This is a genomic window from Paraburkholderia phenoliruptrix (assembly GCF_019511605.1).
In the GTDB taxonomy this organism is placed as follows: Bacteria; Pseudomonadota; Gammaproteobacteria; order Burkholderiales; family Burkholderiaceae; genus Paraburkholderia; species Paraburkholderia phenoliruptrix_A.
In genome coordinates this window covers 37,731-58,250 of record NZ_JAEUAV010000016.1, presented here as the reverse complement: position 1 = coordinate 58,250, position 20,520 = coordinate 37,731, and the positions used below count along the sequence as shown (strand labels likewise).

General features: G+C 64.8%; 20 protein-coding genes. 7 read left to right on the top strand and 13 right to left on the bottom strand.

The window, feature by feature from the left end; genetic code table 11:
* Window positions 1–400: 400 nt before the first annotated feature.
* Window positions 401–1,363: a sugar ABC transporter substrate-binding protein gene (locus JNB89_RS19960; protein WP_013339431.1), complete on the bottom strand. Its 963-nt coding sequence runs from the start codon at window positions 1,361–1,363 to the stop codon at window positions 401–403.
* A gap of 398 nt (window positions 1,364–1,761) precedes the next feature.
* Window positions 1,762–2,739: a magnesium/cobalt transporter CorA gene (gene corA, locus JNB89_RS19955; RefSeq protein ID WP_013339432.1), complete on the bottom strand. Its 978-nt coding sequence runs from the start codon at window positions 2,737–2,739 to the stop codon at window positions 1,762–1,764.
* Between the two features lie 232 nt (window positions 2,740–2,971).
* Between corA and JNB89_RS31245 the strand changes: the two genes are divergently transcribed.
* Both JNB89_RS31245 and JNB89_RS19950 read left to right on the top strand, forming a co-directional pair.
* A complete protein-coding gene (locus tag JNB89_RS31245) occupies window positions 2,972–3,103 on the top strand; it encodes a hypothetical protein (protein ID WP_262928050.1) in 132 nt (43 codons plus the stop codon).
* Window positions 3,100–3,720 (top strand): AAA family ATPase, encoded by a 621-nt coding sequence (locus JNB89_RS19950; protein ID WP_220363357.1) that lies wholly within the window; start codon window positions 3,100–3,102, stop codon window positions 3,718–3,720. The genes JNB89_RS31245 and JNB89_RS19950 overlap by 4 nt, the downstream gene beginning before the upstream one ends.
* A 99-nt stretch (window positions 3,721–3,819) precedes the next feature.
* Here the strand turns inward: JNB89_RS19950 and JNB89_RS19945 are convergent, their stop codons facing one another.
* The 3 genes from JNB89_RS19945 to JNB89_RS19935 all read right to left on the bottom strand — a co-directional run bounded on the left by JNB89_RS19945 (window position 3,820) and on the right by JNB89_RS19935 (window position 6,600).
* Window positions 3,820–4,926 (bottom strand): saccharopine dehydrogenase family protein, encoded by a 1,107-nt coding sequence (locus tag JNB89_RS19945; RefSeq protein ID WP_220363356.1) that lies wholly within the window; start codon window positions 4,924–4,926, stop codon window positions 3,820–3,822.
* A gap of 258 nt (window positions 4,927–5,184) precedes the next feature.
* A complete protein-coding gene (locus JNB89_RS19940; protein WP_013339436.1) occupies window positions 5,185–5,643 on the bottom strand; it encodes an Lrp/AsnC family transcriptional regulator in 459 nt (152 codons plus the stop codon).
* 72 nt (window positions 5,644–5,715) lie between these two features.
* Window positions 5,716–6,600 (bottom strand): LysR family transcriptional regulator, encoded by an 885-nt coding sequence (locus JNB89_RS19935; protein WP_220363355.1) that lies wholly within the window; start codon window positions 6,598–6,600, stop codon window positions 5,716–5,718.
* A gap of 208 nt (window positions 6,601–6,808) precedes the next feature.
* Between JNB89_RS19935 and JNB89_RS19930 the strand changes: the two genes are divergently transcribed.
* Complete coding sequence (locus JNB89_RS19930) at window positions 6,809–7,339, top strand: Spy/CpxP family protein refolding chaperone (RefSeq protein WP_220363354.1); 531 nt, start codon at window positions 6,809–6,811, stop codon at window positions 7,337–7,339.
* A gap of 270 nt (window positions 7,340–7,609) precedes the next feature.
* Window positions 7,610–8,047: a PGDYG domain-containing protein gene (locus tag JNB89_RS19925; RefSeq protein ID WP_220363353.1), complete on the top strand. Its 438-nt coding sequence runs from the start codon at window positions 7,610–7,612 to the stop codon at window positions 8,045–8,047.
* Between the two features lie 7 nt (window positions 8,048–8,054).
* On the opposite strand, the gene JNB89_RS19920 is transcribed toward JNB89_RS19925, so the two are convergent.
* The 8 genes from JNB89_RS19920 to JNB89_RS19885 all read right to left on the bottom strand — a co-directional run bounded on the left by JNB89_RS19920 (window position 8,055) and on the right by JNB89_RS19885 (window position 16,147).
* Window positions 8,055–8,420 (bottom strand): DUF3022 domain-containing protein, encoded by a 366-nt coding sequence (locus JNB89_RS19920; protein WP_220363352.1) that lies wholly within the window; start codon window positions 8,418–8,420, stop codon window positions 8,055–8,057.
* Window positions 8,421–8,506: 86 nt separating this feature from the next.
* A complete protein-coding gene (locus JNB89_RS19915) occupies window positions 8,507–9,367 on the bottom strand; it encodes a YhfC family intramembrane metalloprotease (RefSeq protein ID WP_220363351.1) in 861 nt (286 codons plus the stop codon).
* A gap of 195 nt (window positions 9,368–9,562) precedes the next feature.
* Window positions 9,563–10,687 carry a LacI family DNA-binding transcriptional regulator gene (locus JNB89_RS19910; RefSeq protein ID WP_220363350.1) on the bottom strand — a complete coding sequence of 375 codons (1,125 nt, stop codon included), beginning with the start codon at window positions 10,685–10,687 and terminating at the stop codon, window positions 9,563–9,565.
* Between the two features lie 72 nt (window positions 10,688–10,759).
* Window positions 10,760–11,725, bottom strand: a complete 966-nt coding sequence (locus tag JNB89_RS19905; protein ID WP_220363349.1) for a 2-hydroxyacid dehydrogenase — start codon at window positions 11,723–11,725, stop codon at window positions 10,760–10,762.
* Between the two features lie 4 nt (window positions 11,726–11,729).
* A complete protein-coding gene (locus tag JNB89_RS19900; RefSeq protein WP_013339444.1) occupies window positions 11,730–13,019 on the bottom strand; it encodes an MFS transporter in 1,290 nt (429 codons plus the stop codon).
* Between the two features lie 172 nt (window positions 13,020–13,191).
* The gene (locus tag JNB89_RS19895) at window positions 13,192–14,172 is read right to left on the bottom strand and encodes a sugar kinase (RefSeq protein ID WP_220363348.1); all 981 of its coding nucleotides are present in this window, start codon (window positions 14,170–14,172) and stop codon (window positions 13,192–13,194) included.
* A 67-nt stretch (window positions 14,173–14,239) separates the two neighbouring features.
* Window positions 14,240–15,013 (bottom strand): sugar phosphate isomerase/epimerase family protein, encoded by a 774-nt coding sequence (locus tag JNB89_RS19890; RefSeq protein WP_220363347.1) that lies wholly within the window; start codon window positions 15,011–15,013, stop codon window positions 14,240–14,242.
* 165 nt (window positions 15,014–15,178) lie between these two features.
* On the bottom strand, window positions 15,179–16,147 hold the full coding sequence (locus JNB89_RS19885) for a LysR family transcriptional regulator (protein ID WP_220363346.1): 969 nt from the start codon (window positions 16,145–16,147) through the stop codon (window positions 15,179–15,181).
* Between the two features lie 115 nt (window positions 16,148–16,262).
* On the opposite strand from JNB89_RS19885, the gene JNB89_RS19880 reads away from it, so the two are divergent.
* The 3 genes from JNB89_RS19880 to JNB89_RS19870 all read left to right on the top strand — a co-directional run bounded on the left by JNB89_RS19880 (window position 16,263) and on the right by JNB89_RS19870 (window position 20,245).
* Window positions 16,263–17,360, top strand: coding sequence for a YeiH family protein (locus tag JNB89_RS19880; protein ID WP_220363345.1), 1,098 nt, complete (start codon window positions 16,263–16,265; stop codon window positions 17,358–17,360).
* 301 nt (window positions 17,361–17,661) lie between these two features.
* Window positions 17,662–18,399 (top strand): glutathione S-transferase family protein, encoded by a 738-nt coding sequence (locus JNB89_RS19875; RefSeq protein WP_220363344.1) that lies wholly within the window; start codon window positions 17,662–17,664, stop codon window positions 18,397–18,399.
* 112 nt (window positions 18,400–18,511) lie between these two features.
* Window positions 18,512–20,245, top strand: a complete 1,734-nt coding sequence (locus JNB89_RS19870; protein WP_220363343.1) for a ClcB-like voltage-gated chloride channel protein — start codon at window positions 18,512–18,514, stop codon at window positions 20,243–20,245.
* The last annotated feature ends 275 nt before the right edge of the window (window positions 20,246–20,520 follow it).

The window sequence follows — 20,520 nt, the reverse complement described above, 5'->3', positions numbered from 1 at the left end:
CGCCGCCCCGCCCGATTCGCTCGAACGAGGCGGCGCCCGGCGCCGCGCGGTCAATGCCGGCCCAATACGCGGAATGCGCAGGCACGAGGTCTGCGCTTCTCTCCCTGCGCAGCCGCCGTCATGACGCTTACCTCTGGAATTAACGGCGGCCGCGCAGCTTTCTTGAGCCGCTAACGGGCGGCTATTGAGTGTTCATTGGATAGTAGGCGCGGATTCGCAGTTCTGACGTGGTGCGAATCCGCCTGACTCGTGGCCGGCAACGCCTGAGGCGGTGAGCGAGCGGTGATACAGCATTTATCGACGGATGATTCAGGCGACGTTGCCGTCGCCGCTCGTCAGCCGCTCGTCAGCCGCTCACGTGCGGCCGATATGCCGCCTCAGGCGCCGCTTCGGCCATCGTTCACTTCGTCACCAGGTCGCACGGCGTTTCGACCACGCCCGACAGCTGCGACTGCTTCTTGTGCTCGCTCAAGGCTTTCAGCGCGGTGTCGATGCCGAACACTGCCTGCTTTGCGGCGTACTGGTCGGCGGTGGCGATCACGCGGCCGTCCTTCAGCATCGGCTTGATTGCATTGATGTTGTCGTAGCCGACCACATACACCTTGCCCTGCTTGCCCGCCGCGCGCACCGCGGAAACCGCGCCGATCGCCATGTTGTCGTTGCCCGCGAGCAGCGCCTTCAGGTTCGGGTACTCGTTGAGCATGGCCGAGGCCACTGCGTTGCCCTTGTCGATCTCCCATTCGCCGGACTGCACGGACACCACTTTGGCGCCGGCGGCCTGCATCGCGTCCTTGAAGCCGGCCGTGCGCTGCTGTGCGTTGGTGGTGGTCGAAACGCCCTCGATAATGCCGACCTCGTCGCCCGCCTTGAGCTTCTTCGCGAGGTAGTCGCCGACCTTTTGTGCGCCCTTGCGGTTATCCGGTCCGACGAACGGCACGTTCAGGTCCTTCGACTTGAGCACCTCCGGGTCGAGCCGGTTGTCGATGTTGACGACGATGATGCCCGCGTCCACGGCCTTCTTGACGACCGGCACCAGCGCCTTCGAGTCGGCCGGCGCGAGCACGATGGCGTCGACCTTCGACACGATCATCTGCTCGACGATGCGGATCTGGTTCGCCGTGTCTGTTTCGTCCTTGATGCCGTTCGTGATGAGATCGAACTGCGACGAGTTGTGCTTCTGGTAGTCCTTCGCGCCGTTTTCCATGGTGAGGAAGAACTCGTTCGCAAGCGACTTCATCACCAGGGCGACTTTGGGCTTGTGAGCGGGCGCGGTCTGCGCGAAAGCGGTGGAAAACGGCAACGCGGCGCTAGCGGTGGCGAGGATTGCGGCCGCCAGGATGCGGCGGCGAGTGCGATGGCTCATGCATATCTCCTTGGTTTGTCGGGCTCCTTCGAGCCGTATTTTTAATTACGCGCAAACGTTTGCGGGGCTCATTTTCAGCGCATTCGAACCGAACTGTCAACGATTCGCGGTGTTGCAGTGCACCGGCTCGCAGAAACTGCGGACCGGCGCTGGGGCCGGCGGCTGTGGGCAGTGAGGCGACGAAACGCCTCGTGGGCGAATCGCGTGAATGCGTGCGGCAATGGGTCCTCGCGTGATTCAGGCGTGACGGTATTGCCGCCGGCTGCAAGCTGAGCCGCCGGCGGGCCGCTTATGCTGGACTTTTATTGCGCCGCATGCAAGTCGCATGAGGGAAGTTGGTGTGCTTGCGAACGGTCGGCGTGGTTTGAGCGTCGGCGTACCTGGAGCCGCCCGCCCCCTCAAAGCCAGCCGGCCTTGCGGAAGCGCCAATAAAGAATGACGTCTACGGTCAGCATGATGGCGAGGCACAGCGGGTAGCCATAGCGCAAATGCAGCTCCGGAATGTTCTGGAAATTCATTCCGTAGATGCCGGCGATCATCGTCGGCACCGCGAACAGCGCGGCGAACGAACCGAGCCGCTTGGTCACCTCGTTCTCGGCGAGCGAAATCATCCCGAGGTTCACCTGCACGGCGGTAACCACCATTTCCCGCCGCCCGTCGATAATCCGCACGATGCGCTCCAGGTGGTCGTAGACATCGCGAAAGTAAGCCTGCATGCCTTCGCACACGCTCGGAATGCGGCCGCCCGTCAGCTTGCTGATCGCTTCCTGCAGCGGCGCGATGTGATGCTGCAAAATGACGAGGCGCCGCTTGAGCGAATACAGATCCTGAATGATCGCGCGCGACGCCGCCGAATTGTTGCGCTCGAAAATGCGGTCTTCAATCGCCTCGATCTCGGTGTTCATCGCCTCGATAATCGGGAAGTAGCGATCGACGATGTCATCGGCAAGCGCATACAGCACGAACGCCGAGCCGGCCTTGAGCAACTGCGGCTCGCGTTCGCAGCGCGCCCGCACGTTCTGAAAGCCGGCACGCGTGCCGCGCCGCACCGACAGCACATAGTTCGCTCCTACAAATACATCCACCTCGCCGATCACCAGTTCGCAGTCTTCGTCCATCTCGACGGTGTGCATCACCGCGAAGAGCGACTCGCCGTACTCCTCGATTTTCGGGCGCTGATGCCCGTTCTGCGCGTCCTCGATCGCAAGGTCGTGCAGACCGAACTCATGCTTCATCACCGCCAGTTCGCCCGGGCCCGGATCCTTCAGCGCGACCCACACGAAACACTCGGGCCGCGCGACGTAGTCGCTGATGCTGTCGATGTCGATATCGGCGAGTTTCCGGCCGTCCTGATAGGCGGCGCAATTGATCAACATATCGGTTACCCTGAAAGCGCAGCAGAGCGGCCCGCATCGCAAGGCGTGCGCGTGCGAGGGCCCTCTGCGTGAATGGACTGTGCAACCGTCATGTTAAGGGCTGCGAGCAGGTCCCATGTATCGAATTGTTAAAGGCCAGGTCGCGCGGGACTCTGCTCTCGCGTCGGCCTCTTGCGTGCACATGGGTTCTTCTTCATGATCCTTGCAAAGGGACAACAGCAAGGAGACCGCCATGCGGTGTTTCAACTCGATGGCCGCGGCATCGTGCTTCGGCAAGATCGCTACCACGTGGCTCGCGAGCGACGGCAATCCGGCGTGTGACGCGCGGCGCGCGGGCGCTTTCCTGAACGGCGGGGCGTCGTGAGCCACCTCGTTTTCATTTGCGGTCACGCGGGAACCGGCAAGACCACGCTCGCAAAAAAGCTGATCGGCCCGCTCATGAAAGCGGCCGGCGAGCCGTTCTGTCTGCTCGACAAGGACACCCTGTACGGCAGCTATAGCGCTGCGGCCATGGGCATGCTAACCGGCGATCCGAACGATCGCGACAGCCCGCTTTTTCTCGAACACCTACGCGAGCCGGAATATCGCGGCCTGATCGACACCGCGCGCGATAACCTCGAACTCGGCGTGAGCGCGCTCGTGGTCGGGCCGCTGTCGCGTGAAGTACGCGAGCGGCGCCTGTTCGATCGCGCGTGGCTCGGCGTCGGCGAGAATGTGAACGTGCGCGTGGTGTGGGTGCATGTGTCGGAAGAAACCGCGCACCGGCGTATCGTGGCGCGCGGCAATCCGAACGACGCCTACAAGCTCGCGCATTGGGACGAGTACCGTCAGCGGCGTTTCCTGCCGAGCGGCGATATGTGCAACGATCTTGTGATGTTCGACAACACAGCACCAGAGGCGGCTGACTTCGACGCACTGCTCGCGCATATCGTCGGTGCGCCCCAGCCGGCTTCTGGACTGCTGCCGCCCTTGCCCGTTTGACGCGGCCGTGACGGCGACACGCCGGTCACACTGAATGTGCGAGCACCACGAAAAACGCCCCGCATGCGGGGCGTTCCTGTGTCTGCTGGCCGGACTTCGTCAAACGGTTGCGACCGTTTGCAGCGACTCCAGCGTCTCGCCCTCATAAAGCCGACCGAAGCGGTTGCCGAGGAACTCGCGCAACGACACCTGCTCCTGCCGCACGAAGCCGCTCTGCGGAAGCTTCTTTTCGCGGAACAGATCGAGCACCGCGCACATGGCGCCCGCCGTGGTGATCTGGATCGCGCTCATCGGCACGCCGCAGACCGTCTTCGCGAAGATCTTGCGGGTGAACACTTCCTGTACCAGTTGCCCGTCGCGCATGCCGCTCACGGTAATGAACACGAGCACCACGTCCTGCGCCGTGGACGGCACCGAACGGCGCATGATGCCTTTGAGCGTGTCGCGGTCGCTCGCAAGACGCAGGTCTTCGAGCAGGAATTGCATCAGGTTGCGATGGCCCGGATAGCGGACCGACTTGTAATCGAGCGACTCGACGCGGCCCGAGAGCGTCTCACACAACGTACCCAAACCGCCGGACGTGTTGAAGGCTTCGTACTCGGTGCCGTCGAGCGAGAAATGCTCAAGTCCTTCGAGCGGCTGCACCCATTGCGTGCGGCTGTCGCGGATCGCCTCGCAAGGCTGGCAGTATTCGTTGATGAGGCCGTCCACGCTCCACGTCAGGTTGTACTTCAGTGCGTTGGTCGGGAACTGCGGGAGCGCGCCTACCCGCATCTTGACGTCGCGAATTTCCGTGAAGCGATTTGCAAGCTCGTGCGCCGCAATGCCGATGAACCCCGGCGCCAGACCGCACTGCGGCATGAACGCGTGTTCGGCGTCGTCGGCAATCGCGCGGATCGCGTGAGTCGCGCGCACGTCCTCGGTCAGGTCGAAGTAATGCACGCCCGCGCCCTTCGCCGCGGACGCCACGTTCACGGCGAGGTAGTACGGCAGCGCGTTGACGAGCGCATCGAAACCCTGAATGGCGGCACGCAGTGCGGCGGCGTCGGCGGAATCCACGCGGCGGGTCGGAATACCCTGGGCAGCGAGCTTGTCGAGCGCGTGCTGATCGCGGTCGAAGGCGACGACTTCGTAGTCGCCGGTTTCACGCAGCATATGGGCAATGGTGTGACCGATCAGACCTGCACCAACAATGGCAACTTTCATGTTCTTCTCCTTTTATCGACCAGACCGGGCGCCTGAGCGCCTGACCGGGTCCGTTCCGTGCGCTGTCTCCAGCTTGAAGTGCGCCGCGATAAAGCGCGGCGCGCGGCGGGCTGAACCCTTGAGCGACAGTCTAGGGAGAAGCAAAATCAGTTGATACGGACAAAGTGCTGCGTAATGACCACGGCTTTCGACGTTTTGACGAGTCGCACAAACAAAGCGACGAAAATACCTCGAAACAGCACTCACGCGAGGTGCCGTTCACACCATACCGCGGTCGATCTTGCGGGCGAGAATGATCGAGGTCGTGGTGCGCTCGACACCTTCCATGCCGCCAATCTGATCGAGCAGATCGTTCAGGCGATCGGGCGAATCCGCACGCAGCCAGGCGACGTAGTCGAACTCGCCGCTCACCGCGCACAGCAGTTGCACCTCGGGCATCTTGCCAAGGCGCTTTTGCACCGCGGGCCCATGCTTGGGCGCGATGATGATGCCCACATACGCATAGATGCTCGAATCGAGCACGTCCTGGCCAAGCCGCACGCTGTAGCCCGCAATCACGTTGCTGCGCTCGAGCCGCGCGATGCGGGCAATGACAGTAGTGCGCGCCACGTCGAGCTGGCGGGCGAGATTGGCGACGCTCTCGCGCGCATTGGCCTGAAGCAGTGCCACGAGGTTGCGGTCGAGCTCGTCGAGTTGGTCGAGGCGCGGAGGTCTCATTCGAAGAAAAGGAAGTGGTCGCAGTGGTGCGGATTATCGCGCCTTCTCACGCTGCGCGGCGGGTCGCGCCGTTCAGGCGCCAAAGCGCTCCATCACGAAGTCGATGAAGCTGGTCAGCTTGGGCGTGGCGCGCCGGTCGCGCGGATAGACAAGATGCACCGGCGCGCCTTGCGGCAGATGGTCTTCGAGCACCGGGACCAATTCCCCGCTCTCGATCTCGCGTGCGAGCAGCGCCTCTGGTTGCAGCACAAGACCGAAGCCGCGCAGCGCGGCAACCTTGAGCGCCTGACCGTTGTTCGCGCGAAAGCGGCCGGCGCGCAGCGGACTTTGCGCAGCGCCTTCGCCGCCGAGCCGCCATGTGCCCTCGCGGCCCCAAGGCAAAAAACCCAGACACTCGTGCTGCACCAGATCCGCAGGAGTGCGCGGAATGCCCGCGCGCGCGAGGTACGCAGGCGACGCGCACGCGCGCATGCGGTACGGCTTCAACGGCCGAGCGACAAAACTCGAATCCGCCAGATGGCCGATCCGCACTGCGGCGTCGAAGCCTTCTTCAACCAGGTCCGTGATGCGGTTGGACAGGTCCAGTTCAAGCGTGACTTCAGGCCACGCACTCAGATAGTCGATCATGGCCGGCGAAAAAACTTCCACGCCGTAGGTGAGCGGCACGGTCACCTTCAGGACGCCGCGCGGCGCGGCAGCCATGGCCTCGGCCAGCGACTCGGCGTCCTTCACATCGGCAAGAATGCGTCTGCATTGCTCGTAGTACTGCCGGCCAATCTCAGTCAGGCTCTGGCGACGGGTTGTACGCGTGAGAAGGCGCGTGCCAAGCCGGCTTTCCAGCGACCGGATGTGCTTGCCCACCATCGCCGAAGAAATCTCGAAACGTTCGGCCGCCGCGGTCAGACTGCCCGCCTCCACCACGGCCACGAAAATCTCCATGCTGACGAATTTATCCACCCGCTATTTCCTGTTCGTTTCGGTTGTAAGCGTTTGTCGCACAACAGCCGCATTGTAGGGATAACGTGATACTAATAGCGCCGACGGCAAGGACCGGGCGATCCGCCCTCAGCGCGCGGCCGCGCAGTTTCCGGCACAGCGCAGGCGGGCCGCTCGCCACACGCCCTATTCCGATCCGTCCCAATTCGAACAGACATCAGGAGTTTCGATGAAAAAAGTACTGGTCTTGCTGGCCTCCGCAGTCGCAATGAGCGGCGCATTCGCACAAGCTTCGGCGCCGGCCGCAGCGCCTTCGGTTACGGCCGCCTCCGCGCCCGCTGCCCCCGCCACAAAGAGCGGACATGAACGCAATGTCGAGGACCGCATCGCCTATCTGCATTCGCAGTTGAAGATCACGCCGGCGCAGGAGCCGCAATGGAAAGCCTTCGCCGACGTGATGCGCGGCAACGGCCAGACGATGGGCGAGTTGTTCAAGGAGCGGCGCGCCGCGACCAATGTGTCTGCACTCGACGACATGAAGCAGTACGCCACCATCGCTCAGGCACATGCAGACGGCATGAAGAAGCTGGTGGACGCGTTCGATCCGCTTTACAACAGCTTCTCGCCGGAGCAGAAGAAGCTTGCCGACACGACGTTCCGTCGTGACGGCGGTCCTGAGGGCCGGCGTGGTCATCATGGCAAGGGCAAGAGCGGCAAGGCCGCGCCGGCCCCGGCAAGCGATGCGACGGTGAAGCCGTAAAGGCTTGCCGGTCGCAAGGGTCGCGCGGATTCTCGCGCGGATTCTCGCGCGATGAGCTCGCCGCGATGAACTTGTCGCGATGAAGCGGTGCCGCGCGATGTCGGTGCGCTCACGACGGTTTTTAGCCCGAGCGCACCGCATATCGGCTTGCATCGCATTCGCAAAAAAGCGCGCCGTAAGACGAGTCTGGCATGATGCGGGTCCGCAATCGATGACGCCATGTCACGATGCTGCGGTCCATCCACGCTGTCATACATCATCTGCCGCCTCATGAACGACCTGACGAATCTCGACCTGCGCCACGACGCCGCCGCCCGCCGCGTCGTCAAAGACGAAACGGTCACCGTCGCATTTGCCGCCACGCAAGGCGAATTGATGAGCCTGGAAGGCCCGAACCGGTTCTTGCCGGGCGACGCGCTGATCACCGGCTCGACCGGCGACCGTTGGGTCGTATCGCGCGAGCGCTTCGACGCCAAATACCTTCCTGCCGATGCGGCGCTCGCGCACGGCGAGCCTGGCGTCTATCGCAACAGGCCCGCTGTCGTGCTCGCGAAGCAGATGCACGAGGCGTTCTCGCTCGCCCGTTCGGCAAACGGCGGCGATGTGCTGCGCGGCGCTGCCGGCGACTGGATCATGCAGTATGCACCGGGCGATTATGGCGTCGTGCAGGCCACCCGCTTCGCCAAGGTCTACCGGTTCGCAGACTGAAGCGCCGTCATGCGAATTCGTCGCCGAGATCCACGGTGACTTCGCGCGGCACCGTCTCGCCGTTCGCATACTGTTCCTCGAGCGAACCGATGCTCGCCTCGACATACGCGCGCAGCACCGCGAAGCTGCGGCCACGCAGCCGCGCGGGCAACTCCCGGTAGCGCGCGAGTGCCGCCGGCGCGATCTCCACCGTCATGACGATGCGGCGCGCCGTCGCGCCGAAGCGCATCGCCACCCAGTGAATGGCCAGCGTGGGCGTGCCGTCTTCAGTCTCACGCTGGATGAACTGCGTCTGCTCGGGAAAAAGATCGCTGATGACGCGCGCCAGTTCCTCGAACTCGGGACTCGCGCAGTCGTATTGGTAAGCTTCCATGAATGTGCCGAAAGTTATAGGCATGCGGTGGCAAGCCGCCGATTGTAGAGCAATCGATGCAGCCAGCGGCCCGCCTACCTCGGTAGCTACGTCATGCTTTGCGCGCCGCGACGTCGAAACGATCTGACAAGCAGCCCCGCCACGACCACCGCTGTGAGCGCATACACCGCATCGACCGCCGCGAGCGGCACCAGTTGCGCCTGAAACAGCGCCGCGGGCACGTCCACCAGAGCATGCAGTGCAATGGCAAGCGGCAGGATGGCGCGCCAGCCAGCCCGCAAGCCGCGCCACATCAGCACCGACAAACCGATCTGGAAAACGAGCGCGGCGACCCGTTCCAGCGCAAAAATGCCGGCCGTCTGCGGCGTCATGCTGGCGAGTATCAGATGAATGCGCATCAGGGATTCGCCCGGCAGATTGCTGAGATAGCTGTCGAGTTCGCCGCGGTTTTCGAACACCGCGAACAGAATCCATTGAATCTGCACCAGCACGCCGACGAACCACACCTCTGCGCCGCCATGACCGAGGCCGTAGGCGAGCGCGGTACCGTCGTCCGTGCGCCCGGTCGTGTCTACGGGAGAGGCTTTTGCCGTTGCACGCACCTGAGCAGCTGCCGCGGCCCTTGCCGCCGCGCGTTTGATCAGCAGGCGCATGCCGATGAAGCGGCCCACTTCTTCGCAGATTCCCGCGGCCAGCGCGCCATACACGACAAATGCAAGCGGATGGGACAACAGGCTGGCCGTCGCCTCGTTCCGATGCAGCACGAAGTCGTTGAGCGCCCGCTCGATGACCATTGCGAACAGCGCGAACACGGCAATGCCGGCAATCGCGGGGCGCGGCTCCAGCGCGAGCGGCCGGCGCAGGCGTCGATAAATGAGAAAAGGCAAAGCGGCGACGCCGAGCGTCGCGAGTACGAGGCTCGACAGGGTAAGCGGTGCAACGACCATGTGTTTCCTTGCGATGACCGGCGCACAACCGCTGCGCGCCGCAGCCCGCATGATCGCAGATTGGCGTGAAATGGGCGCCGAAGCTCGCGCGAATGCGCGAGGCCCAGGTTGCCATCGAAGCGCGACGGCGCACTTTGTGGGGCGCATGACACGCAGGTGAATTGACTGGCCGGTGCGCTCTGCCCGCTCAGCGTTTCAGCCGTTCGGGCGCCCACCCGTCGATGCCCGAACGATCAACTCGCCCGGCAGCAGACAATCGCGTGCGGTGGTTTGCACGCCCTCGATGCGCTCGTGCAGGAACTCCACCGCGCGATAGCCGATGTCGTAAGTAGGCTGACGGATCGTCGTGATGCCGGTCAGTTCCGCCCACTCCGGGTCGTCGATGGAAAGAAGCGCGACGCGCGTCTGCCAGGCGGCGCCGTAACGCGCCTTGAAATGCAGCGCAAGCCGCAGCGCGACCGGCGCGTTTGCCGCGAACACCGCGACGCGCGCAGCGTTGCCGTTAGTGCTCGCGAGGCGATTCGCGGCGCCGGGCTCTCCAGGCGCGTCGACCGCTCGATCCAGTTCCGCGAGACTGTGTTCGGTCTGCACGGCATCCGCGAGATTCAGCACCAGCGTATGGCCTTGCACCGCGCCCGCATGCGCATCTGCATGCGCACCTGCATGAGCCCGCATCGTGTCGCGAAAGGCCGCCTCGCGCAGCCGCCGCGAGCTGACCTGCTCGAACGGCTGCACGACGAACCAGATATCGCGAAACCCGCCGTCCAGCAAATGCCGGGTGCCGAGCTCCGCCGCCGCGCGATTGTCGAGCCCGACGATATCGGCGACGAGCCCTTCGACGCTGCGGTCGACGAGCACCGCCGGAATGCTGCCGCCGCCCACCGGCCGCAGCGACTCCTCACGCACGCCGAGCGCATTCACGATCACGCCTTCCACGCGGTACGTCGTGAGCAGTTGCAGATAGCGCCGCTCCATTTCCACTTCGTTCGCCGCGTGGCAGATGAGCGGCATAAGGCCGAGCGCGTGGCATGCGGCCTCCACGCCTTGCAGCACTTCGACGGTATAGGGATTGGTCAGGTCGGCAAGCAGCATGCCGATCAGCCGGTTGCGGCCGCGCTTCAAACCGCGCGCCATCTGGTTCGGCTGATAGTCGAGCCGCTCGATCGCGGCCTCGATCCGCGCGCGCAACTCGGGCGACAACACGCTCATTTCGCCATTCAGATAGCGCGAGATGCTGGTCTTGCCGGTGCCGGCTTCGCGTGCGACGTCGGTAATCGTCGCGCGGCGCGGCGCGCGTTGGGAGGTGGGCGTGGCGCTCATCGGCTCACCTGTGCGGCTTGACGCAAAGTCGGTCGACGAGGCTCGCAAGCAAGCGCTTCATCCGCACGCTCCTCACCGCTGTAGGACTTCGCGATTCACGACGTTGGTCGCGAGCGTGCCGGCCAGCGCGGCGAGCAGGTTTTCCGCCGCGTTGCGCGCCATCGCATGACGCGTCTCATGAGTCGCGGAGCCGATGTGCGGCAGCGCGACCACGTTCGCCATCTGCAGGAGCGGCGAGTCGGCGCCAAGCGGTTCTTTCTCGAACACGTCGAGACCCGCGCCGTGAATGGTGCCGTTCCTGAGCGCCTCCACGAGTGCCTGTTCGTCGACGATCGCGCCGCGCGACGCGTTGATCAGGATTGCGGTTTTCTTCATCGACGCCAGTTCCTTTGCGCCGATCATGTGCCGCGTTTGCGACGTGAGCGGTACCTGCAGGCAGACGAAGTCAGCCGTCGCCAGCAGCTCCTGCAATTCGACGCGGCGCGCGCCATAAGCCGCTTCCGCCTGCGGATTCGCGCTGCGGTTCGTGTAAAGCACCTGCATGTTGAAACCGAGCGCCGCGCGCCGCGCCACCGCGCCGCCAATGCGCCCGAGACCGACAATGCCGAGCGTTTTGCCCTGCACGTCCACACCGAATTGCGCCGGGCCGATGCTCTGCTGCCAGTGCCCCGCCTTGACCCACGCGGCGAGTTCGACCACCCGGCGCGCGGAAGCGAGGATCAGCGAAAACACAGTGTCCGCGGTGGATTCGGTCAGCACGTCCGGTGTGTGCGCGAGCACGATGCCGCGCCGCGTGAGATCGGCGACGTCGAACTGATCGAAGCCGACGGAGATGGTGGAAAGCGCCTTGAGTCGCGTCGCGCCCTCCAGCATGGCCGGCGTGATCTTCACGCTCGCGCCGATGCCGCCGTCCGCGTCGCGCAACGCGGCGACGAACGCATCGTGGCGAGCGGGATCGACCTGCACGACCTGCGCGTGCTGTTGCAGATACTCCAGCACGTCCTCGGGCAGCGGCTTCCACGCGACAATTTTCTTCATCAGCTTATTTTCCTTGCAACGGTGTAGCGAGCGTGTGCTTAGGCTGCGCAGCCTGCTGTTGCGGCTTGACGATCAGCGTAAGGACGACCGCGGCGATCAACGCGACGCTCATGAACGCATACGAAGCCGCCGGTGTTCCGGTCGCGCCGTTCAGATAGCCGACCACGTACGAGCCGACGAACGAACCAAGCGCGCCCATGCTGTTGATCAGCGCCATTGCGCCGCCGGCGACGTTTTTCGGCAGCAGCTCCGGCACGATTGCGAAGAACGGGCCGTACGGTGCGTACATCGCGGCGCCCGCGATCACGAGCAATGCATACGAGAGCCAGAAATGCGTCGTGCCGAGCGCATACGACATCGCGAACGCAATTGCCCCGATCAGCAGGAACGGCCAGACAAACGCTTTGCGGCGGTTGAGTTTATCCGATGCCCACGAGGCTGCAAGCATCGCGATGGTAGCGGCGAGATACGGCAGCGCCGAAAGCCAGCCGGTTTCGACCATGCCGAGCGTCGAGCCGTTCTTCAGAATCGACGGCAGCCACAGCACGAAACCGTACACGCCGATGCTCCAGCAGAAATACTGTGCGCACAGCTTGATCACCGCCGACGAGCGGAACGCCTCGCCGTAGTTGCGCACCGGCTTGATCGCGGCCTGTTCGGCGCGCAGCGTTTCGGCAAGCGCGTCTTTTTGCTGCTGCGTGAGCCACGACACCTGCTGCGGCTTGTCCTTCACGATGAACCACCAGCACACGGCCCACAGCACAGCGGGCAGCCCTTCGGCGATGAACATGTTGCGCCAGCCGAACGAATGCACCAGATAGCCGGACACGACCGACATCCACAGCACCGTCACCGGATTGCCGAGAATCAGGAACGTGTTGGCGCGCGAGCGTTCACTCTTCGTGAACCAGTTGCTGATGAAAATCAGCATGGCCGGCATCACCGCGGCCTCCACCACGCCGAGCACGAAGCGGATCACCATTAACGACGGAATATTGCTGACCATGCCGGTGAGCGCCGCACAGCCGCCCCACAGCACGAGGCTCCAGAACACCAGCTTCTTGACGCTGCGGCGCTCGGCGTAGATTGCGCCCGGAATCTGGAAGAAGAAGTAACCGAGGAAGAACAGCGCGCCGATCAGCGACGAGAGTCCCTTGCTGATGCCCAGATCCTGATTGATGCCGGCGGCGGCCGCGAAACCGTAGTTGGCGCGGTCCAGATAAGCGAGGCTGTAGGTGATGAATACGATCGGCATGATCGCCCACCAGCGGCGAATCGCGAGAGATGATGACATGGGAATGTCTCCTTTTTACGGCTTCCCGAAACGATGATGAACGGAGCTTCCACGGCGCTTTGCGGCGCTCTTGCTCTTATGAATACGCTCGGCGTGGCCCTCGGCTTCGCGCTGGCGCGCTTCGCGGGGCTGCGTGCGTGAATGCGTGCCGATGCGTCCGGCCACGCGCGCGTTACGCAGCGTGCGCGATGCTCGCCTCGCTGCGTTCCAGTGCATCGAGTTCGGCGCGGCTCGGCAAGCCTTCCGAATCGCCGATCACCTGAATGGCCAGTGCGCCGATGCGGTTGCCGCGCGCGACCGCCTGCGGCAGCGTGCGGCCCTCCAGCAACGCGCTGATCACGCCGACGGCGAAACCGTCGCCGGCGCCTACCGTGTCGACCACTTTCTCGACCGGCTGGCCGGCGATCACGCCGGCCTCGTCGGCGCTGCGAAAATACGCGCCCGCGGCGCCGAGCTTGACGATCACACCGCGTGCGCCCCGTTCGAGGTAGAAGCGGGCGATGTCCTCGGGCTGCGTGTAGCCGGTGAGAATCTCGCCCTCGCCGATGCCCGGCAGCACCCAATCCGCCAGCGCGGCGAGCGCGTTCAGACCTTCCACCATCGCGGCGCGCGAAGGCCACAGCGTCGGACGCAGGTTGGGATCGAACGAGATCGTCTTGCCGGCTGCGCGCATCTCACGTGCCAGATGGAACGCGAGTTCGCGCGAGCTCTCGGAGATCGCGGGGGCGACGCCCGTCAGATGCAGATGACGCGCCGGCAGCACATAGTCCGCCACGTAGTCCGCGACCGACAGATGGCTCGCCGCCGAGCCGCGGCGGAAATATTCGACGGCCGGATCGCTGCCGTCGTCGTTCTTCGACTTGAGCTGAAAGCCGGTTGGATGGCGCTCGTCGGTCGTGACGCAGCGCTGGTCGATGCCCTCTTGCGTCAACGTGTCACGCACGTACTGGCCGAACGAATCGTTGCCGACGCGGCTCATCCAGCCCACCTTGAAGCCGAGCCGGGCGAGGCCGATTGCGACATTCAGGTCGGCACCCGCAATGCGTTTGGTGAACTGCCCGACGCGCGCGAGCGGGCCGGTTTCGGCGGCCACGAACATGGCCATGGCTTCGCCGTAGGTGATGATGTCCAGCGCTGCGGCTGTGGTGCTCATGCGTTGCTCCTGATGATGCGTCGGCTGTGTCTGTCCTGCTGGCCTTTGGCCGCACGCGGCTCGCTGCTCATGCGGCGGCGAGCCAGGCGACCCGCCGCGTGGCGTCCTCGTCGATGCACGCGGCGTCGAGCGGGAACTCGATGCCGCGCGGCACGTCGCGCGGCAACTGCTCCAGTACGGCGGCAAAACGGGCGTCGTCGGCGGCGGGCGCGGCGGCAAAGCGCCGTGCGCCCTCGCCCGCCGCGCTCTTGCAATGCACGTATTCGACGTAGGGCGCGAGCGCCACCGCCGCGTCGAGCGCCGGCACGCCGCACCACGCCCAGTTGCCGACGTCGAACGTCATGCCGACGAGACCTGCGTGACCTTCTTTCTCCAGAGCCGCGAACAGGTCGACGAACTGGCGCAGTGAGCCGCCTTGCGCCAATTGACCGTTTTCGGCGACGAGCCGGACGCCCGCCCCTCGCAATTGCGCGGCGATTGCATCGCCATGCGCTTCGCTGACAAAACCGCCGAGTTGCAGCTTGACGAAGCGCGCGCCGAGCGCGGCAGCTTCGTCCAATGCGCGGCGCAGCGCGGCCGTGTTGAGCCGGCCGCGGTCCGTATAGAGCGACGACGGGGTCGAGTACACCGACCACAAACCCAGTTCCGCAATCTGCTCGCCTAGCGCCGCAAGGCGAGACGGTGCGGCGTCGGCCTCATCACCGAACAGCTCGCGGCGCACCTCGAAACCGGCGGCTCCGGCGCGGCGGCTCGCTTCCGCCCACTTGCGATGACCCGAAACACGTACCGCGTCGGCACCGAACGCGCTGGCGACAATTGCTATTTCGACTTCGTTCGACATGGGGCAATCTTGAACGATTTGGCTTTTGGAACCGGTTCCAAAAGCGGATTTCAAAAAAGCGCCGAAGCGCTGCGATGGCTAAATAGTGCGCCGGCGTCCGGGACCGGCGCCATAGTGGAAATCCCCAGGCGATTGGCCGTAAGGGCTGCGCGCGGGTCGGCAAGCCTACCCACCATTGGCAAGACAAAGCCCCAGGAACTGCTGGACGACGCGTGACGGCGCGCTTGCGTGCGGCACGACAATGGAGAGCCGACGCGTTAGCGGCTGCGGACCCAGCGAAAAAACGCGCAGTGCGCCGTTTTCATGGCGCATCGACATCGCCGACACGAAGCCGATGCCCATGCCCGCCCGCACCGCCTCCTTGACGCCCTCCACGCCGGCAATTTCCAGCGCGACCCGCATCGGCACGCCCGCGCGGGCGAACGCGCGCTCGACAATCTGCCGCACGCCCGAGCCGGCCTCGCGCACGATCAGCGGCTCTGCGCCGAGCTGTGCCAGATCGAGCCGCGAGCCCGCGACGCCCGGCGGGCTCGCGCGGTCTTGCCGGTGCTGGGCTTCTTGCGAGCCCTCCGGGCCCCCCGCGCCTCCCGCGCCCTCACTGCCCGCGAGCCGATGCGCGCGGGGCATGATCGCGACGATCTCATCTTCGTGCCAGGGGTGCACGGCGGTGTCAGGCGGCAAGTCCGTGCCCACCGGCCCCTCTATCAACGCGATGTCGACCGAGCCCAGCGCGCCGACGATGTCGGTCGTGTTGCCGTCCACGGTATGCAGCGCCACTTCCGGATAGCGCCGATGAAAATCCGCGAGCAGGTATGGCAGCAGGTAACTGGCCGGCGTGGTCGTCGCGCCGATCCGCAACGTGCCCTGCTCGAGGCCGCGCAGCGCGTCGCGGTACGCATGCGCCTGGCGCCACGTGTCGCGTAGCCGCGCCGCATATTGCGCGAGTTGCTCACCGGCTGCCGTCAGGCGCACGCCGCGACCGTCGCGCTGATAAAGCGGCTCGCCAAATTCGTCCTGAAGCTGGCGCAACTGACCGGATACCGCCGGCTGCGACAAGTGCAACGCCAACGCCGCCCGGCTGATATTCAAGTGCTCGGCCACGGCGGCAAAGGTTATAAGTTGATCCGGGGTCATACGAATGAAATATCGGATTTATGGATATTTTCCATTCTAAATCACGATTTTTCATATTCATATATCTAATTTAGGATTAGGCCCATCGAATCCAGTCAGTCCCGAGGCTGCCACCATGACCACCGCCCACGTTACTGCCACCACTGCCGAAGCATCGTCCGCGCGCGGCCAGCTCAACGGTATCCTGTTCGTTGCGCTCTTCGCCGCCGCCGTCACCCACATCGCGAACATTCCGGCCATCGCCGGGCTCGGCCTGAGCCCGCTGATCGTCGGCATCGTCGCAGGCGCGCTGTACGGCAACGCGCTGCGCGACGGCATGCCGGCAAGCTGGGCGGCCGGCGTCAACTTTTCGGCGCGCAAGCTGCTGCGCATTGCGGTGGCCTTTTTCGGGCTGCGCGTGAGTGTCCAGGAAATCGCCCAGGTGGGTTTGCCGGGCCTCGCCGAATCGGTGCTGGTGGTCGTGAGCACGCTCCTGATAGGCACCTGGGCCGGCATGAAAATCATGAAGCTCGACCGCGACACGGCACTGCTCACGGCGGCGGGCAGCGCTATCTGCGGCGCCGCGGCGGTGCTCGCCTTCGAGTCGACGTTGCAATCGAAGCCGCACAAGAGCGCGATGGCGGTCGGCAGCGTCGTGCTGTTCGGCACGCTTTCCATGTTCCTGTACCCGGTGCTGTTCAACGCGGGCTGGCTGCATCTGGACACAGTCGGCGCGGGGCTCTTCTTCGGCGGCACGATTCACGAAGTCGCGCAAGTCGTCGGCGCGGCGAGCAACGTGAGTCCGGAGGCGACGCATATCGCCACCATCGTCAAGATGACTCGCGTCATGCTGCTCGTGCCGGTGCTGCTCGCAGTCGGGCTGTGGGTCAATCGCGCCGCGCGCCGCCCCGCGTCTTCCGTGAACTCCCATGCAAGCGCTTCGGGTCATCAGCATCGCAGCGGCAAACTCGCGGTGCCCTGGTTCGCGCTCGGCTTCCTCGCTTGCGTGGCAATCAATTCGCTGCACATGCTGCCGCACGCCGCCACCGCCACGCTCAACACGCTGGACACCTTCGCGCTGACGATGGCCATGACCGCGCTCGGCATCGAAACACGCATTTCGCAGATTCGTGAGGCAGGTCCGCGAGCGTTGACCACCGGCCTGATTCTGTATGTGTGGCTGATCGCGGGCGGACTGGGTATTACATGGGCTGTCCAGCGCCTCTTCGGCTAAACCGCTCTTCACTCGAACACACCCCGCCGCGTGCGGGGTTTCGTGCGTCTGGCAAAGCAATCGGCGCCGCGGCGCGGCATACTGGCTGGCGTGCGAAGAACGCGACAGGCGCTGGCGGGCACCTGCGGGATGGGCAACGTCGGCAACTTTCCTTGGTCGGCACGCAGGTGCAGTACGTGCAGTACGTGCAGTACCTGGAGCAAGAACAGCACGGACGGCGCCGGCCTGCGAGGACCCTGCACTGCCCACGGAGCGCACGCGTTCGGCACAGCGTTCCTGCAACCCGAATGAGGACAGATCGATGAGCCTGCAACTTTACTATTGGGACGGTCTGCAAGGCCGTGGCGAATTCGTGAGGCTGGCGCTTGAAGAAGCCGGCGCGGACTACGTCGAAGTGGCGCGCGGCGAGCCGTCCGAAGGTCTTGGCACCGACGCGATGATGGCGGTCATGAAAAGCCGCGACGAGCCCTATCCACCTTTCGCACCGCCGTTTCTGAAAGACGGCGATCTGGTGATCTCGCAGACCGCGAACATTCTGTTTTATCTGGGACCGCGGCTGAATCTCGCACCGTCCGTGGAGAGCCTGCGCTATGTGGCAAACGGCCTGCAACTGACCATTGCCGACGTGGTGACCGAGGCGCACGACACCCATCATCCGCTCGCAACGAGCCTCTATTACGAAGACCAGAAAGACGCCGCAAAAGCCCGCGCGCACGACTTCATCGACAACCGCATCCCGAAGTTCATGAAGTATTTCGAGCGCGTGCTGAAGCAGAACCCCGCCGGCGACACATTCATGGTGGGCGACTCGCTCACTTACGTCGACCTCTGCATGTTCCAGCTGATCGACGGCCTGCTTTACGCGTTTCCCCGCGCGCTCGAGCGCTTTGCCGCGCACTATCCGCGGCTCGCCGCCCTGCATGCCGCCGTGCAGGAACGGCCGAACATTGCAGCCTATCTGCAGTCGGAGCGCCGCATCGAACACAACGAGGCGTGCATCTTCAGGCACTACCCCGAACTCGACAAGGCGGCGGCTTGATGCGCAGCATCGTTTCACGCTCCCGCCCGGCCCAGCGCCCGCTCAGTCCAGCGGGCGCGCGTTGGTTGCCGTGCGCGTTCTTCAACCCTTCCTGCCACCCTGTACCGCCGACGTGCTTTCATTCCTGCTGAAGCTGCGCACCCGCGCCCAACACCTTTTCCGCCTCTCCGACGCCCATACCATGCTGGTCTGGTCGGTGGTAGTGGGCGTCGGCGGCGCTTTTGCGACGATCGCCTTTCGCATGGGCATCGAGATGCTGCAAATCGCCGTCTCCGGGCACTCCGGCAGCTTCGTGGAGATGGCGCGCAGCCTGCCGTGGACGGTGCGCATCTGGCTGCCGGCGGCCGGCGGGCTGATCGCCGGCTTTCTGCTGCTGGTCGCCCGGCGTCACGCGGACAAATGCAACCACGTCGACTACATGGAGGCCGTGGCGATCGGCGACGGCGTGGTGCCCGTCAAGCTGAGCCTGTGGCGCAGCATCTCGTCGCTGTTCACGATTGCAAGCGGCGGCTCGATCGGCCGCGAAGGTCCTATGGTGCAGCTCGCCGCGCTGGCCGCCTCGCTGATCGGACGCTGGGTGCATTTCGATCCGCCGCGCCTGCGCCTGCTGGTCGCGTGCGGTGCGGCGGCCGGCATCACGTCCGCGTATAACGCGCCGATTGCGGGCGCGTTTTTCGTCACGGAGATCGTGCTCGGCTCGATCGCAATGGAAAGCTTCGGGCCCGTGCTGGTCGCAGCGGTCGTCGCGAACATCACGATGCGCGAGTTCGCCGGCTACAAGCCGCCGTACGAGATGCCGGTATTCCCGCCGGTGGCGGGTATCGAGGTGCTGCTCTTCGTCGCACTTGGCCTGCTGTGCGGCGCGGCTGCGCCGCAATTCCTGCGGCTCCTCGACGGCGCCAAGGCCCTGTTTCGCTCAATGCCGTTACCGCTGCCGGCGCGGCTCGCGCTCGGCGGACTGGTGGTCGGTGTGCTGTCGGTGTGGGCACCCGAGGTGTGGGGCAACGGCTACAGCGTGGTCAACTCCATCCTGCATTCGCCGTGGACGTGGACCGCGCTCGTCGTCGTGCTCGTATTCAAGCTGGTGGCTACCGCCGCGACCGCGGGTTCGGGCGCCGTGGGCGGCGTGTTCACGCCGACGCTCTTCGTCGGCGCGGTGGTCGGCTCGCTGTTCGGCCAGGGCATGCACGCGCTGTGGCCGCACGGCACTTCGGCGCCGTTCGCGTATGCGATGGTCGGCATGGGCGCGTTTCTGGCGGGCGCCACGCAAGCGCCGCTAATGGCAATCTTGATGATCTTCGAGATGACGCTCAGCTACCAGGTGGTGCTGCCGCTGATGCTGTCGTGCGTGGTCGCGTACTTCGTGGCGCGCGCAATCGGCAAAACGTCGATGTACGAGATCACGCTGCGCCGCAACGAGGAAGAGCTCGAGCGCTCGCGCCTGCGCGCCACGCAGATGCGCGAGCTGATCCGCCCGGCGCAAACCGTGGTGCCGCCCAATGCAACCGTGCACGACATGACGCGCGTATTCCTCGAGTATCCGGTGAAGTATCTGTACGTGGCGAACGAGTCGGGCGCGTTTCTCGGCGTGGTCGCGCTCAAGGACATCACGTCCGATCTGCTCGATAAACGCGACACCTCCACACGAACCGCCACCGACTATCTCCAGCCGCATTTCGACGTGCTGACGCCCGACATGCCGCTCGGCGTCGCGTTGCAGCGCTTCATGGCATTTCAGGGCGAACGGCTGCCGGTGATAGAAAGCGCCGCGCATCCGCGGCTTGCGGGCGTGGTCTATAAGACGTCGCTGCTGGATGCGTATTTCCGCATGAATCCGACGCGCTGACGGTGGCCTTGCGGTGCTGCGGCGGCCCGGCGCTCCCGGAGGCGCGTCTGGTGCGTCTGGTGCGTCTGGTGCGTCTGGTGCGTCTGGTGCGTCTGGTGCGTCTGGTGCGTCTGGTGCGTCTGGCGGTTCTGGCGCGCTCGCGCCCAACCGCGCAGACCGCGCGCAGACCCCGCACCAAGCCGCGCAAAGAAGCGCAAAGTCTCTACAATGAAACGACGCTGCGGCGCCTTGGCCGCGGCGCGGCTTACGCCACGACGGGCGCGCCGGAGTGCGGC